Origin of the sequence: Rhizobium sp. SSA_523, from assembly GCF_030435705.1 — a bacterium.
Taxonomy (GTDB): domain Bacteria; phylum Pseudomonadota; class Alphaproteobacteria; order Rhizobiales; family Rhizobiaceae; genus Neorhizobium.
Genome location: NZ_CP129382.1, coordinates 937724 through 952801, shown reverse-complemented (window position 1 = coordinate 952801; position 15078 = coordinate 937724). Strand labels below are relative to the sequence as shown.

Annotated in this window: 12 protein-coding genes; 1 reads left to right on the top strand and 11 read right to left on the bottom strand. The window is 62.0% G+C overall.

All coding sequences use genetic code 11. The features are described from left to right. Positions 1-31: 31 nt before the first annotated feature. Both QTJ18_RS12995 and proV read right to left on the bottom strand, forming a co-directional pair. On the bottom strand, positions 32-925 hold the full coding sequence (locus QTJ18_RS12995) for an ABC transporter permease (RefSeq protein WP_252754568.1): 894 nt from the start codon (positions 923-925) through the stop codon (positions 32-34). A 23-nt stretch (positions 926-948) separates the two neighbouring features. Next, positions 949-2181, bottom strand: coding sequence for a glycine betaine/L-proline ABC transporter ATP-binding protein ProV (gene proV, locus QTJ18_RS12990; protein WP_252754569.1), 1233 nt, complete (start codon positions 2179-2181; stop codon positions 949-951). A 576-nt stretch (positions 2182-2757) separates the two neighbouring features. Between proV and QTJ18_RS12985 the strand changes: the two genes are divergently transcribed. Further along, positions 2758-2937 (top strand): hypothetical protein, encoded by a 180-nt coding sequence (locus tag QTJ18_RS12985; protein ID WP_252754570.1) that lies wholly within the window; start codon positions 2758-2760, stop codon positions 2935-2937. 297 nt (positions 2938-3234) lie between these two features. Here the strand turns inward: QTJ18_RS12985 and QTJ18_RS12980 are convergent, their stop codons facing one another. The 9 genes from QTJ18_RS12980 to QTJ18_RS12940 form a co-directional block, all read right to left on the bottom strand. Then, positions 3235-4050 carry an MBL fold metallo-hydrolase gene (locus tag QTJ18_RS12980; RefSeq protein ID WP_252754571.1) on the bottom strand — a complete coding sequence of 272 codons (816 nt, stop codon included), beginning with the start codon at positions 4048-4050 and terminating at the stop codon, positions 3235-3237. Positions 4051-4054: 4 nt separating this feature from the next. Next, positions 4055-4837, bottom strand: coding sequence for a TatD family hydrolase (locus QTJ18_RS12975; protein WP_252754572.1), 783 nt, complete (start codon positions 4835-4837; stop codon positions 4055-4057). Between the two features lie 8 nt (positions 4838-4845). Beyond that, the gene (metG, locus tag QTJ18_RS12970; protein ID WP_252754573.1) at positions 4846-6405 is read right to left on the bottom strand and encodes a methionine--tRNA ligase; all 1560 of its coding nucleotides are present in this window, start codon (positions 6403-6405) and stop codon (positions 4846-4848) included. 244 nt (positions 6406-6649) lie between these two features. Continuing rightward, positions 6650-7678 carry a DNA polymerase III subunit delta' gene (locus QTJ18_RS12965; protein ID WP_252754574.1) on the bottom strand — a complete coding sequence of 343 codons (1029 nt, stop codon included), beginning with the start codon at positions 7676-7678 and terminating at the stop codon, positions 6650-6652. After that, complete coding sequence (gene tmk, locus QTJ18_RS12960; RefSeq protein WP_252754575.1) at positions 7675-8382, bottom strand: dTMP kinase; 708 nt, start codon at positions 8380-8382, stop codon at positions 7675-7677. Before tmk ends, QTJ18_RS12965 begins: the two co-directional genes overlap by 4 nt. A 214-nt stretch (positions 8383-8596) precedes the next feature. Beyond that, positions 8597-9712: an extracellular solute-binding protein gene (locus QTJ18_RS12955; RefSeq protein WP_252754576.1), complete on the bottom strand. Its 1116-nt coding sequence runs from the start codon at positions 9710-9712 to the stop codon at positions 8597-8599. Positions 9713-9764: 52 nt separating this feature from the next. Then, the gene (locus QTJ18_RS12950) at positions 9765-11771 is read right to left on the bottom strand and encodes a diguanylate cyclase domain-containing protein (protein WP_252754577.1); all 2007 of its coding nucleotides are present in this window, start codon (positions 11769-11771) and stop codon (positions 9765-9767) included. Between the two features lie 383 nt (positions 11772-12154). After that, positions 12155-13330, bottom strand: coding sequence for a D-alanyl-D-alanine carboxypeptidase family protein (locus QTJ18_RS12945; protein WP_252754578.1), 1176 nt, complete (start codon positions 13328-13330; stop codon positions 12155-12157). A 178-nt stretch (positions 13331-13508) separates the two neighbouring features. Continuing rightward, positions 13509-14765: a septal ring lytic transglycosylase RlpA family protein gene (locus QTJ18_RS12940; protein ID WP_354669087.1), complete on the bottom strand. Its 1257-nt coding sequence runs from the start codon at positions 14763-14765 to the stop codon at positions 13509-13511. Positions 14766-15078 lie beyond the last annotated feature (313 nt).

Below are 15078 nucleotides of genomic sequence, written 5' to 3'. Positions count from 1 at the left end.
TCGCATTCGGCGGGGTTCACCCCGCCCTCGTTCAGCTGGAGGTGACGGTGCGCGTTTCGCCCACCTTGCTCTCCGCTGGTCTGAAGGCCAGGAGGCGTCGAAGACCGACACGCTCCCTGCCCAAGCTCTGTGTGATGCGGTCGAGAATGACCGCCAGGATGACGACGGCCAGGCCGCCCTCGAAACCCGTGCCGACATCCAGCCTCTGGATGCCGGTCAGGACGATATTGCCGATGCCTCCGGCGCCGATCATGGAGGCAATCACCACCATGGACAGCGACAGCATGATGGTCTGGTTGATGCCGGCCATGATCGAGGGCAGGGCATTCGGCAGTTGGACCTTGAACAGGAGCTGCGAGGAGGTGCAGCCAAAGGCCTGTCCGGCCTCGATGAATTCGCCATGCACCTGGCGGATGCCGAGATTGGTCAGCCGCACGACCGGCGGCATGGCGAAGATCACGGTGGCGATCGTGCCCGGCACAGCCCCGAGACCGAAGAACATGGCCGCCGGAATGAGGTAGACGAAGGCCGGCATGGTCTGCATGAGGTCGAGGACCGGGCGGACCCCGCTGGCGATACTATCCCGGCGCGCCATGGCAATGCCCAGGGGAAGCCCGATCAGCATGGCAAGCAGCGTGGAGGCGATGACCAGCGAAAGCGTCTCCATGGTCGCCGTCCACAGGCCCATATGCTGGACGAGCCAGAGCGAGGCGGCGGTGAAGACGGCAAAGCCGAAGCTGACGCGCCACAAGGACAGGCCGACGAAGATGGCGATCCCCAATGGCATGGGGATCGATGTCAGCAGGTTGAGAATCCCGCCGGTGACAAAGCCGATCGCCGATGCGATCGTATCGAGGGCAGGGGAAAAATTGTCGAGAATGTAATTGACGGCGGCATCGACACCGCTTCCGATTTCGAAATTCAAGGCTTCACCTCTCCGTGTCGCGATCAGCTGGCGCGATCGAGCGTTTCAAGCAGGGCGGATTTGCTGATGGAGCCGACATAGCGGCGTTTGCCATCGATGACGGGCACCGGCCAGGGGCTGGACGCGACCCGTCCCAGCACATTGGCTAGCGGCTCATCGGACGAGATGGCCTCTACGTCGGAGAGGAAGGCACTGCGATAGGGATCGGGATCCTTGTCGCGCAGCTTCTCGATCAGCGAGGTCCGGCTGACAATGCCGTGATAGCTGCGGTCGCGCCCGAGAATGATCGCATAATCGCGATCATAGCTTTTCATCCGCTCCAGCGCCGCGGCAGCCGAAACCCCTTGGCGCTCAATGATCGTCACCTGCGTCTGGCGCGCGACATCGCCGGCCTTGAAGACCTGGCTGACATCGACATTGCGGAAGAAGGAGCGGACATAATCATTGGCCGGATTCATGACGATCTCGTCCGGCGTGCCCACCTGGATGACGGCGCCGTCCTGCATGATGCAGATCCTGTCGCCGATCCGCATCGCCTCGTCCAGGTCATGGCTGACGAAGACGACGGTGCGGCTGTGTTCGGATTGGAGCCGCACAAGCTCATCCTGCATTTCCGTGCGGATCAGCGGATCCAGAGCAGAAAAGGCTTCGTCCATCAGGAGCACTGTCGGTTCGCTCGCCAGGGCACGCGCCAGGCCGACGCGCTGCTTCATGCCGCCGGACAACTCGTCCGGGCGGCTTTCGGCATAGCCGGCAAGGCCCACAGCTTCGAGGGCGGCGAGGGCGCGCTTATGCCGCTCTTCCTCGCCCATGCCGGCGACTTCAAGCCCGAAAGCGGCATTGTTTAAAACAGTGCGATTGGGAAGCAGGGCGAATGACTGGAAGACCATGCTGATATCGCGCCGACGCAGCGCGATCAGCTCGGCCCGCGACATTCGGGTGATATCCTCTCCATCCACGGCAATGGTGCCGGCAGTGGGCTCGATGAGGCGGTTGAGGAGGCGCAGCAAGGTGGATTTCCCGGAGCCGGACAGGCCCATGATCACGAAGATCTCGCCGGGATAGATGTCGAACGTGGCGTCGACGACACCAATGGAATTGCCGGTTTCGGTATGGACCTCGGCCTTCGACTTGCCGGATCGATAAAGTTCGAGAGCCTTGTCCGGCCGCTCGCCAAATACTTTGAAAACGGATTTCAGACTGATCTTGGGCGTTGCGGGCAAAGCCGCAGCGTCTGTTTCAGTTGTCATAGCCATATATGATCAAGCCTCCGGCTCGTCAGCCAGAGAACGCTCCTTTTCTAGCGAAAGGTTCGTCACCGCATGCCATCGGCACCCGGGAGAACACGATCTGATTTTCATCGCGCGGCGCTGGCGCCGCAAGTGTCTAGCTGATGGAGCCGCGAGGGCGGGAAGCCCTTGAAAAACCGCAGCTGAATAATGACAAGCGCAAGAGGCCCGCCGAACCGGCGACATCTGCGCCACACCCAGCTACATATAGTCGAAACGTTCAAAAGTCCACTGAAAAACCTAGATTTTGTGGTTCTACGGTGACATCTGCGTGAGGCAACAGACCGGTTACAGACGAAATTTTGCCGCAATTCCAACACCTTCTGGCCTTTGATCAGGGTTGCGCTGCCGGGGATGCGGGCCGTGAGAAACTCTGTCCCGCCACAGGCTGCAGGGCGGAAGATCCAATGCATCGGACACGGGCCGCCTATGGCTCTGACCTAATGTCCGGGAGGCACGCTGCGGAAATCTGACGACGAGGCGATTCCGGTCGAGGTCATTATGCTGTAGGCAGTATCAGGCCGAATCTGCCATGGAATGTCTATGAACAACGTCATCAAATTCGAGAAGCGCAAGCCCGCTCCACCACCGAAACAAACGCGGCCACCCGGACAGAGACCGCCGTGGATGGGCAAGCCGCTGGCCATTCTCATTATCCTTGTCGGGCTGGCTGCCGCCTGGGCCTATTTCCATTATGTCGCACCAGCCGCGCCGGGGATCTGAGGCTGCAGTGCCTCGGCGGTCTGCCGAAAGCTTGCCAGGCATTGACCGACGGGTTTATGGCGCAGCGCCCGGTCAGCGGCGGGCGTCGAGACGGGGCGAGGGATCGGCTCGCGTATCTCACAAGAGCGATCGGTCGGGCCAATCCTAAAGTCACATAAGGTAGATTATGGAACTAGTGCCTGTATTGAGGAACTACAGCGCCTTGTGGCCAGCTGCTCGCTTGGCCTCTGAAGTTCAATTTAGCTGATCCTGCGTAGCGGCCTGCCGCTCTGGCGCAAGTGGCCGCGGTCCGAGGTGTCACACATCCACCTCGATCGTCAGCCCGTCATAGGCCGGCTGGACATGCTCCGGCGTCTCGTCCATCACCGCCTGGTAATCCAGCGGAATATGCATATGTGTCAGGATGGCCCGTTTCGGCGACAGACGGTCGATCCACACCAAAGCCTGCTCGAGCGACAGATGGCTCGGATGCGGCCTATACTGCAAGGCATCGATGATCAAGACATCGAGGCCGCGCAGCGCCTCGATGGCTTGCGCGGGAAAATCGCTGACATCCGTGCAATAGGCCACATCGCCGATGCGGAAGCCCAGCGATCCGATATCCCCGTGCTGCTGTTGATGGGCCTGGAATTCGATGACGCCACCCGGACCCTCGACCCGGATCGGCACCGAGAGATCCTTGATCAGCCTGGGCTCGACGATCGGCGGGTAATTGCCGCCCGGCGGCGTTTCCAGGCAGTAGCCGAAGCCCTGGCGGATCCGGTTCATGGTGAAGAGATCGGCATAGATGGGAATGCGCATCCGCTGCGCGTGGAAATAGCCGCGCACATCATCGATCCCGTGCAGGTGGTCGGCATGGGCATGGGTGAAAAGAATGCTGTCGATGCGCGTCACGCCGGCGGCGATCATCTGCTCGCGGAAATCCGGTCCGGTATCAATCACGACGGTGGTCTTGGCGCCGTCGGCTGCGATCTGCTCCACCAGAAGCGCTGCCCGCAGTCGCCGGTTGCGGGGATTAGACGGATCGCAGGCACCCCAATCGCCGTCCAGGCGCGGAACGCCGGGAGAGGAAGAACAACCGAGTATTGTGAAGCGCCGTCTTGCTCTGGGCACAGGCCTAGATCCTGATCATTTTCGAAAAGCAGCGGAAGGCATTGTCCGTCGTGATGCGTGCCATGTCCTCGAAGGACAGGCCGTGGGTTTCGGCAAGCACTTCGGCCGTGTTGACGACATAGGACGGCTCGTTGCGCTTGCCGCGCCAGCGCTTGGGCGCAAGATAGGGCGCATCCGTCTCCACCAGTAGCCGGTCGAGAGGAACCGTCCTGGCAATGGCACGGATATCCTCGGATTTGGGAAAGGTGAGAATGCCGGAAAACGAGATATAGCCGCCGAGCGCAACCCCGGCATCGGCCAGCTGCTGTCCGGCGGAAAAGCAATGCAGGATGAAGGGGAAGGTGCCCTTCCCGCTTTCCTCCGTCAGGATGCGGATCATGTCCTCGTCGGCACTGCGGCTGTGAATGACGAGCGGCAGACGGGTTCGGCGGGCAGCCTCGATGTGACGCCGGAAGCCGACCTGCTGATCCTCCGGCCTCTGGGTATCGTAGAAATAATCGAGACCCGCCTCGCCGATCGCGACGATCCTGTCGTGGCTCTCGGCCAGGCGCACAAGATCATCCGCTGTCACGTCGAGTTCGTCCGCCGCATTGTTGGGATGCGTTCCCACCGAGCAGAAAACCGAGGGATAGCGCTCGGTCAGCGCCAGAAGGGCCGGCAGTTTTTTTACCCGCGTCGAGATCGTCACCATCTGCGCGACACCGGCCTGATGGGCGCGCAACACCAATTCGTCCCGCTCCTCATCGAAATCGGCGAAGTCCAGGTGGCAATGCGTATCGATCAGCATGTCTGTCCTCAGGCTTTGTCCGGATCCGGCGCCACATAGCGCGGAAAAACCGGGGATGGCGCGGGCAGTTCCGTGCCCGGCGTCAGGCGACCCGCCTCACCCAGGCTCGCAAAGGTCCGCTGTTGCGGATCGACGGCCACCAGATCGAGGATGCGGGCGGAGGAATCCGGCATGATCGGCTGAAACAGGATGGCGATCTGCCGCACCACTTCCGCCGTCACCCACAGCACGGTGCCCATGCGCGCCACATCCGTCTTGCGCAGCACCCAAGGTTCCTGCGCGGCAAAATAGCGGTCTGCCTCGTTGACGATATTGATCACCGCGGCCACCGCCTTGTGCACCTGCTGGCGCCCCATTTCCTCGCGGCAGACGGCAATCGCTTCATCCGCCGTGGCGAGGATCGCCCTGTCCGCCTCCGTCAGCTCGCCCGGCTGCGGCACCCTGCCCTCGCAATTCTTGGCAATCATCGACAGCGAGCGCGAGGCGAGATTGCCGATGCCGTTGGCGAGATCGGCATTGATGCGGGTTGCGATCCCCTCTTCGGAATAGCTGCCATCCTGACCGAAGGACACTTCGCGCAGGAAGAAGTAACGGACCTGGTCCAGCCCGAAATGCGTCACGAGATTGACCGGATCGACGACATTGCCCAGCGATTTCGACATCTTCTCCCCCTTGTTGAGGAGAAAGCCGTGGGCATAGACGCGGCGCGGCAGCGGCAGGTCCGCCGACATCAGGAATGCCGGCCAGTAGACGGCGTGGAAGCGGATGATATCCTTGCCGATAATATGCGCATCCGCCGGCCAGTATTTGGCGCGCGGACCGTTCCTGTCCTCCACATAGCCGGTGGCGGTGATGTAATTGGTCAGCGCATCGACCCAGACATACATGACATGCTTCGGATCGTTCGGCACCTTGATGCCCCAGTCGAAGGTCGTGCGGGAGACCGAGAGATCCTTGAGGCCGGACTTGACGAAGGAGATCACCTCATTGCGCCGCTCATTGGGGCCGATGAAATCGGGCTGATCCTCGTAGAGCTTCAGCAATTTGTCTTCATAAGCAGAGAGCCTGAAGAAGTAGCTTTCCTCCTCGACCCATTCGACGGGCGTGCCCTGCGGCCCATAGCGCAGGCCGTCGGCGCGCAATTCCGTTTCGTCTTCTTGATAATAGGCTTCGTCGCGGACCGAATACCAGCCGGAATAGCGGTCCTTGTAGATGTCGCCGCGTTCGGCCATGCGGTTCCACACTGCCTGCACCGTCTGGTGATGCCGCTCTTCCGTCGTGCGGATGAAATCGTCGTTCGACGCGTTCAGGAGCTTGCCCATGGCGCGGAATTCGTTGGAATTGCGCTCCGCCAGAACCTCCGGCGCGATGCCCTCGTTGCGGGCCGTCTGCTGCATCTTCTGCCCGTGTTCGTCCGTGCCGGTGAGGAAGAACACATCCTTGCCGTCAAGCCGCTGGAACCGCGCCATGGCGTCGGTGGCGATCAGTTCATAGGCATGGCCGATATGTGGCTTGCCGTTCGGATAGGAGATGGCGGTCGTGATGTAGTAGGGGGTCTTTGTGGACATTTCGGCCAGCATTACCGTTCGTGTTCGATTGCTCTGGCCCGCGTCTTAAACCAAGTTTTGGCGATGCGAAACAGCAAGTTTCCGTGTGGCTAAGCAGGTTCCGGAAAAGTGTCCCACGGTTTTCCGACCGGAACCTGCGTCAAAACAATAAACCAAACGGACGAAGCGTTGGCAGGCCAATCCAAGTCTGCTTATCTGCGTCGCCGGGGCAGGAGCGCCCTCACCCGCGGCAAACGCACAGGGTTCAGCGAGTCACATCCTCGAGGAGCGACAGGATTGTCTGCTTGCGGTCGAGATTATAGCCCTGTGCAATGCTGATCCGCTCGGTGACTTCCGAGGTGAGCCGCGAGACCCGGTCGGCAAGCGGCAGGTCGCCGGCCATGGCGGCAGTCCTTGCCCGCGCAATCAGGTGATCGCGCAGATGATCGAGGAAGAAGGAGAAGATCAGGTCATTGTCCTTGCCGGCCAGCACATCGGCCAGCCTGTGCATGGCGCGGCGCGCGCTGGGACCGTCGCCGGCGAGCACCTCTTCGAAGGCCGCGACAATTTCGGTACCGCCATAATTCAAGAGCTTCAGCGCCTGCGCAACGCTGCCACCGGCAGAGCCCAGCGCCTCCTCGAAGGTGCGGCCGCCATCCGAGGACAGGCCGAGCGCCGAAAGCGCATGCGCCAGGTCCTCCCGTGACAGCGGATCGAGCTTCAGGGGAAGGCAGCGCGAGCGGATCGTCGGCAGGAGCTTGCCCGGCGCATGGCTGAGCACCAGGAAGAGCGAACGCTTGGGCGGCTCCTCTAGGATCTTCAGGATAGCATTGGCGGCATTCCGGTTCAGGTCGTCGGCCGGATCGATGATGACGATCCGCCAATTGCCGGTGCCGGATGTCTGGGAGAAGAAATGCCCTGCCCGGCGCACCTCATCCACGGTGATCGCCGTCTTCTGCCGTCCGGTCTTCTCGTCGACCGGCCGCGTCAGATGCAGCAGGTTATGCGATGCGCCGGAGGCGATCTGGCGGCTGGCCGGCGATGCGGGATCGGGATCTTCGAGATGCTCCGGCGCCCCGGCCGGATCGGGATGGCTCAGCACGTGATTGGCGAAGCGGAAGGCGAGCGTCGCCTTGCCGATGCCCTCCGGTCCCTCGATCAGGATGGCGTGGTGGCTGCGGCCGGACCGATAGAAGCCGGCCAGAAAGTCCTCGGCCTCGCGATGGCCGAACAGGTGCGGGTTGCTTTGCGGCGCAATGGCGCCGTCCAGTGTGCCGGGGCTCTGATCGCTCATTCCGCCGATGCCGCCCAATCGGCTTGGTTCGCTTCGCCCGGCTCTTCGTGCCGTTCCGGCAGGACTGCCTCGGCCGCCGCCAGGATATCGGCGGAAATGACCTCCAGCGGCCGATCGGCATCGATCACCCGGCAGCGAGCCCCGTCGGCGGCGGCAATATCGAGAAAGGCCTGCCGGCGCATTTCATGCACCTCCAGCTCCTCCCGTTCGAAGCGGTCGGGAGCGCCCCCCTCGCCCGCCTCGTCGCTGCGCCGCCGCGCCCGCGCCAGCCCTGTCTCTGCCGGCAGATCGAGGATCAGCGTGAGGTCGGGCCGCAGCCCGTCGATGGCGACGCGTTCCAAGGCATCGACGAAGCCCGATTCGAGATTGCCCGTAATGCCCTGGTAGACGCGCGAGGAATCCATGAAGCGGTCGCACAGGACCACCTTGCCGGCGGCCAGCGCTGGACGGATGACGGCCTCGACATGGTCATTGCGGGCAGCGGCGAACAGCAGGGCCTCCATGCGGACGCCAAATTCCTGCGCGGCGCCGGAGAGAAGGACATGCCGGACAGCCTCCGCACCCGGCGAGCCTCCCGGTTCGCGCGTCACCAGGACCTCATAGCCGCGTCGTTTCAGCGCGTCCGCAAGCCGGCGGATCTGGGTGGACTTGCCGGCACCCTCCCCGCCCTCGAAAGTTACAAACAGGCCTGATGATGTCGTCACGCGGTTGCCAATACTATTCCAAGCATGTCTGCGTTCTAACGCATTTCTGAACGTTTCGAAAGCAAAGCCTGATGGTTCGCCGGTGTGATCCTCTCCAGCCGCTATTCCACGGCGAAAAACGGCTCTCGCCTGCAGGCATAAGGGTCGCGCCATTCGTCCGCCAGCGTCCGCTGACATTCAGGATACCGCTGACACTTTTTTTGCTGGACCTGTTCTAGTTCGTGAGCGCCGCAGCCAGCGCCTTTTCCATGGCTTGCTGAAGCGTGAAGTTGGACCATGGGATGCTGCGCCGCCGCGCGGCATCATCCAGCATGCCGGCTGCGAAGGCCGCATCGGAGCGCTGCGGAATACTGCCGAATATTCTCGCCAGATCGCCCTGGATCTCACGACTGGTCAACCAGTGGACAAGCAGCAGTGCCGCCGCCTTGTGCTTCGCATTGGCGGGGATAGACAGAACATTGCCGCCGCCGACCATGCCGAAATCCGGCACGTAGCAGCGAAAATCCGCCGCGATGCGGCCTTCGCGCTTGATTGTGATCAGCGCATCCTCCCAGACCGGCGCAATGGCCAGCTCGCCGCTGCGCAGGCGCGCAAAGCTATCATCATTGGAGCCGGTGAGGACGAAGCTGTCCTTGCGCGCCACGAACCAGTCGAGAGCGGGCTTCAGGCGCGCCATGCGCTGCGGCTCGGTCGACGCATTAGTAAAGTCGAAATCGGGTGTCATGGCCCGTATGACAGCGGTATAGAAACTCGGTCCCGAGCCGCCGCGGGCGAGATTGAAGCCGAACATTCCGGGGTTGTCGCGCAGGAAGTCGGAAAATTGCGCGAGTGTCCGCGGCACATGATCGTCCGAAATCCGTTTCGGATCATAGGCGATGCAGGTCTGATTCCCCCAGAATGCCGGCATGTAGCCGCCATTATCAAATCCGTCGACCGTATAGATCAGCTTGTCGCCTTCCGGCAGCATCGGCCGCAGGGGCCCGGTCAGCAGCGCGCGGAGGTTCTGAGCCTGCAGCGTGCTGCCGCCGGATGACAGAAGATCGATATCGCCTTCGGCCTTGTCCTGGTCGGCGAGCAACTGGTCGCGGCTCGCCTCCATCGTGGCATCGGGAATCGTGACCTTGATGCCATAGGTCTCCTGGAAGCGTTTCACTTCGTCCCGAAATCGCTGTTGCTTGTACCAGTGGCGCCACACCACTTCTTTTTCGGCCTGGGCGGCTGCCACAACCTCGCTCCAGCTCATCTGCTTGAGATCCTTGGCCTGCGCGGCGGAGAGGCCGAGACCGAGCATGAGAGTGGCGGCGCACATACATGTCATACGAAGGCGCATGGGTTTATGTCCTTTGCGGTGAGGCGCGCGACCGAATAGGAAGCGCTGTGGATCATAGGGCGTCTTCAAATGTCGCCGCTGGCTGCTGTTGCTGCGGCGGGTCGGGCTCGGTCCCATGTCTTGCCGGATTGAAGATTTCAAAGCGGTTGCGTCCGCCGCGCTTTGCGGCGTAAAGCGCCCGGTCGGCATTGGCCAGCACCTCTTCAGCGCCTGGTCCGGCGCGATCGCGCCGCGCAATCCCGATGCTTGCCCCGATCCGGCATTCGTGACCCTGATAGACGATGGGAAGGCTGAGCGCGTCGATCAGCCGCTTTGCCAGGCTCTCCCCGGTAAAGGATGGCTCGGCGCCGCGGCAGATCACCACGAACTCATCGCCGCCGATGCGGGCGACGAAATCCCGTTCGCGCCGCACATCCATGATGCGTTTGGCGGTTTCCCGGAGCACGGCGTCGCCGGCCGCATGGCCCAGCGTGTCGTTGACCTGCTTGAAGCGGTCGAGATCGATATGAAGGAGCAGGAAGGGCGTGTTCGCCTGTGCCTCGCTGTCCAGCTCGGACAGAACCCGATCGAAATAGCGCCGGTTGGCCAAGCCGCTCAGCGCATCATGCAGGGAAACATGCTCGGACTCTGCATGAGCCTTCGCAAGATCGCGATTATTGGCCTCGGTGCGGGCGCGCGCCTCTTCAAGCATGGCGCGCATCTCCATATCGGCGGTAATGTCCTGTTGCAGCCCGACCAGCTTGCGGCGCGGGCCATCGCCGTAGAACCGCCCGAGCGAACGAATGTGCCGCAACCGTCCATCATTGCGGCGGCGAATGCGGAACCGGACCTCGAAATTGTTCCGTGAGGACGCTGCCGCATCGTAGGTTCGGTGGATCTCCGGCAGATCCTCCGGCAGGATGCAGGCTTCGAAATCGTCGATCAGGCGGCATTCGCTCGAACCGCTGCAGCCATAAAGCCTCGCCATCCGCTCATCGGCATAGAAGGCATTGGCGGACAGGTCCATTTCCCACAGACCAACCGAAGATCCTTCCAGGGCGATTTCATGGCGGCGCGTCAAGGCAAGCAGGCTGCTTTCCTTTTCGCGCAAGGCCGTCAAATGGCTGGAGCGCTGCACAAGCAGGCGCATGGTGAAGAGCAGCTGCGCAATCACGGCGAAGGCCACGCTCCAGATTTTCAGCTGAAGGCCGGACAGGTTCGTCGCATCCCCCCAGCCTTGTTTCGGCACAGCCTCCAGGAACCAGACGGTGTTGAGGAACCGCATCGTCGCGCTGACCGGCGCGTCACGGGTTGCCGCCGCCGTGCCGTAAATGGCGAGACTGTCGTCGAGACCGCTCGTCTGAGAGCGAAGCGAGACGATGAGCGGCAGGGTTTCCTGTTCCTCGCAAAGACCTGCCGAACAGATGAGGGCATTCAGATCGATCGAGCCGGTCAGCAAACCCTTCAATACGCGCCCCCCGTCGGCGTCATCGGACACCAGGGGGTAGCTGATCATAATGCGCGTCTGGCCCTGCTTCGAGAAAGGCTGCGTTGCGGCGCGACCATCCTCATTATTGACGGTGACGGCGCGCTTGACCAGTTGCTGCAGCAGCGGATCGCGCGCATAATCATGACCGGCCAGTTGCTTCTGCAAATAGGGCGGATAGGCGTAACGGATCCTGGCATCCGGTGCGAACGCGATGTCACGCACTTGCGACGGAACTTCCATGATCCGCCGCGCCAGGCGTTTGAACTGGTCCTCCTCAATCTCCGGATAGAGGGCAAGGGTGGAGGCCAGCCCCTGAAGCAGCATGATATTGGCATCGACACTTGCCGCCAGACGCGACTGTATCAGGCTCACCTTTGCCGCAACCTGCTGGCGAAGCGCTGCCCGCTGCAAGAGATCGTTCTGTTCCTGCGCATAGGCACCCAGGAACAGCACAAGCGCGGCCATGATCGTCGCCGGGAAGTAATAGCGGAAATGCGAAGCTAATGTCTTGTAAACGAAAAGCAAATGGGACGATGCCGCGCCCAGCCAGCCGCGTGTCCCCTGCCCCCGCTCCATTGACCGTGCGCGCAATTCGACCTCATTGAACAAGACAAACGCTGAAGACGTCGGTTGACCGCCCGATCCCGCCGGTCACGCCCAGGCTGGGCTATGCCCGCCGCAGGACAGAGATAATGTTGATTTAAACGAATAAAGGAATATAACTCTGACTTGATACGTCGCCGTCTATATTCCCTCCGTGTGAATATATTATGAAGCTAGAGAAAAAAGGGGAAATAGAACGATTTATACTTGCTCATATGGATTTATGATTGGAATAGTCGCTTCATGCCTCATAGCTGAAGGCAGTGCCTGAGGCTTGTTCCTATCGCGTATCCCCCGGATCGCGTATGTCCGGAACGAAGCTGATGGTCGCGGGCAGATCGGCGAGCCGCCGATACAGGGTCACCGCCGGCTCAGATCCAGAAGAACATCAGTTCGAGAAGCGCATCCGTTGCCTTGGAGAGAAGCGTGCCCTCCGCCACATCGCCGGCGGCCTGCAGCGGCACTTCCTTGATCTGGCGATCGCCTTCGAAGATCTTCAGCACGCCAACGCTCTGGCCCTGCCGAACCGGCGCGCGCAGCGGCCATTCATAGACGATCCGGCCGGACAGCCGTTCGGCATTGCGGGTCGGCACATAGGCGTCCACCGCTTCTGCCGCAACAAGCGTCACATGCGAGCTGGCTCCGCCATAGACCGCCGCCTCCCCCACCTGTTCGCCGGCCTCGAAGATCTGGCGGGTCTCGAAACTGGTGAGCGCCCATTCCAGAACCCGGCGGGCCTCTTCCTGCCGCTCCTTGTCGCTTGCAAGCCCGCCCATGGCGAGGAAGAGCCGCGTGCCGTCACGCTCGACGGATGCCACCGCCGCAAAACCATGCCCCTCGGCAAAGCCCGCACCCAGCCCGTCAATGCCGATGCCGAGTTGCAGGAGCGGGTTCTTGTTGCGCTGGAAGATCTTGTTCCAGGTAAAATCCGGCTGTGCGTAAAGGCGATAGAGGTCGGGATACTGGCTGTGGATATGCTGCGCCAGCCGCACCATGTCATGTGCTGTCGTGACGCTCAGCGCATCCGGCAGGCCGGTGGAATTGCCGAAGGTGCTGCGCATCATGCCGAGATCACGCGCACGGGCCGTCATGCGCCGCGCGAATTGCTCCTCCGTCAGCGCCATGCCTTCGGCGATCACGATGCAGGCATCATTGGCATTCTGGATGACCACGCCCTTGATCAGATCCTCCAGCGGTATATCGGATTTCAGAGCCGCGAACATGGTGGTCGTGCCCGAAGGCGCGCCGCCGGTGCGCCAGGCATTTTCCGAGACCTTGAACACGGTCGCCGGAGTGACCTCACCCTGGCGCAGCGCTTCGAAGACCAGGTCCATCGTCATGAGCTTGGCGAGCGATGCCGGCGGAAAGGCCTGGTTCTCGTTTTCCGCCAGGAGAACCGTGCCCGTCTTGTTCTCGACGAGATAGATCTGCTTGGCCTTCAGATCGGCAAGCCTGGCATCGGCCGCGAAGGATGCGGCCGCCGGCGTCAAAGCCAGAGCAAAAAGAAGAGGCAGGCTTTTGCAGATGGTGGGATAGCGCAGTCGCATCGAACTCCTCGTCAGCCGTCTTGCGGTCTGATTTTGACCTGTGATCAGCGAGATCGCATCAACTGGGTATCAAATGGCATATTCTGTCCACAGGCAAGCGCCTCGCGCCGGCTGCGGGCGCAGTGTTCCGGCACGGACGGGGGGCTGACCTCCGGCAGATCTGATCAGAGGGGCCCGATCAGGGCCGACCGGATTTCCCAAGGCCCGGGGTCGGAACATGCTCCATGGAGCCGTCGCCGCGCAACACAACATCGCCGAAGATGACGCGCGGCTCCTGGCTCTTGGGAGCAGGCGCCGAATAGGCCGCTTCGACGCGCGCCGGGGCTGGGGCTGCGGCTGCCGGACGAGGCTGGGCAGTTCTGGCCGCACGCGGCTGCGGTGCCGGATGTTCGGAGACGGCCGGCGCGATCGCCGCCGCACGGCGCTTCGGTGCGGCCGCCACGGGCGCGCTCGGCGCCGCCGGGAAGCTTGCCACCTGCACCGAGGCGACCGTTGCGCCGGAGGGGCGGTTGAACGGCAGCGGCCCGGTGGAGGGCAGATCGCCTGCCGGCGCCTCGATGGTTGCCGCCTGGCTTGCTGCGGCAAAGGCGGCGGACGGCGCCTTGGCGCGCGGTCCGCTCGGCGTGGCGCCGGCGAAGGCGGTCGGGGTGGGAAGATTGCCGCCATAGGTCTGCAGCTGGTCGCCGAGCGACTGGTTCGACGCGACCATCACGCCCGAAGCGATCTGCCCATCCGGCTGGATGCCCGGAAGACGATCGCCCTTGCGGACATAGGATGCCATGAGGAAGGGCATGTCGCGCCCGTCCATGCGCGCCCGGCCCACATACTGCACATTCACATTGGCGGTGCCGGTGCGCTTGAAGTCGAGAAGTTCGGCGGCCTTGCTGGATACATCGATGATGCGGCCGGGATGGAAAGGACCGCGATCATTCACCCGCACGATGACGGAAGAGCCGGTGTTGAGATTGGTGACGCGGGCATAGCTCGGCAGCGGGAAGGTCGGATGCGCGGCCGAAATATGCGCGCTGTCATAGACTTCGCCATTGGCCGTCAAGCGGCCATGGAAGGCGGAGCCATACCAGGAGGCAAGTCCGCTGCGATTATATTTCGGGTCTTCCTTCGGCACATAGGTCTTGCCTTTGACCTCGTAGGGATTGCCGACCATGAAGCGTCCGCCGCCCTTGGGAACCGCGCGTCCGTCGCCCACCACGCGGGGGCTGGCCTTCACACCATATTCGCTCTCGGCGAAATATTCCTTGCTCTTCGGCTTCGGCTTGACCGTCGCTGTCTCGGTGGAGGTACAGGACGTGACAGCTGCACATACGCAGGCCACACCCAGCCACTTTGCTCCCGCCAGGAGCTTACCCTTACCAGATTTCAATGTTCGCCCCACGCCGCTTTTCGTGGCCGCCTCGGCCTGCCGTCCAAACTTCATGTCCCGGCTCTATGGTTAACCGGGACGCACCTGCATTTTTGCCGTCAACATGGCTAAAATGCGATCCAATTCCGTGGACAAAGCCCATTTCTCTCAGTCATGGTTAACATACAGTTAATTTCATCGGACGGTGGTACTCCCGGCCATGAGGCGGGTTGCCCATCGGGGAGCGGATTCATTCGACGACGAGAGGCAATATTTACTTTGATCGCAGAAAGATCACCCCTACATGATAGGCTCTGGCGATCTGTTCAGGGATGGCTGCTTTTATATTGGCATCCCCGCGTGACTTGAGGATGGCGTTGTACCGTGA

What these genes read in the sequence shown, in the direction of transcription:
- proV (WP_252754569.1), bottom strand. Translation starts at nt 2,181, where the DNA reads ATGGCTATGACAACTGAAACAGACGCTGCGGCTTTGCCCGCAACGCCC.
- QTJ18_RS12985 (WP_252754570.1), top strand. Translation starts at nt 2,758, where the DNA reads ATGAACAACGTCATCAAATTCGAGAAGCGCAAGCCCGCTCCACCACCG.
- QTJ18_RS12975 (WP_252754572.1), bottom strand. Translation starts at nt 4,837, where the DNA reads ATGCTGATCGATACGCATTGCCACCTGGACTTCGCCGATTTCGATGAG.
- metG (WP_252754573.1), bottom strand. Translation starts at nt 6,405, where the DNA reads ATGTCCACAAAGACCCCCTACTACATCACGACCGCCATCTCCTATCCG.
- QTJ18_RS12965 (WP_252754574.1), bottom strand. Translation starts at nt 7,678, where the DNA reads ATGAGCGATCAGAGCCCCGGCACACTGGACGGCGCCATTGCGCCGCAA.
- QTJ18_RS12955 (WP_252754576.1), bottom strand. Translation starts at nt 9,712, where the DNA reads ATGCGCCTTCGTATGACATGTATGTGCGCCGCCACTCTCATGCTCGGT.
- QTJ18_RS12945 (WP_252754578.1), bottom strand. Translation starts at nt 13,330, where the DNA reads ATGCGACTGCGCTATCCCACCATCTGCAAAAGCCTGCCTCTTCTTTTT.
- QTJ18_RS12940 (WP_354669087.1), bottom strand. Translation starts at nt 14,765, where the DNA reads ATGAAGTTTGGACGGCAGGCCGAGGCGGCCACGAAAAGCGGCGTGGGG.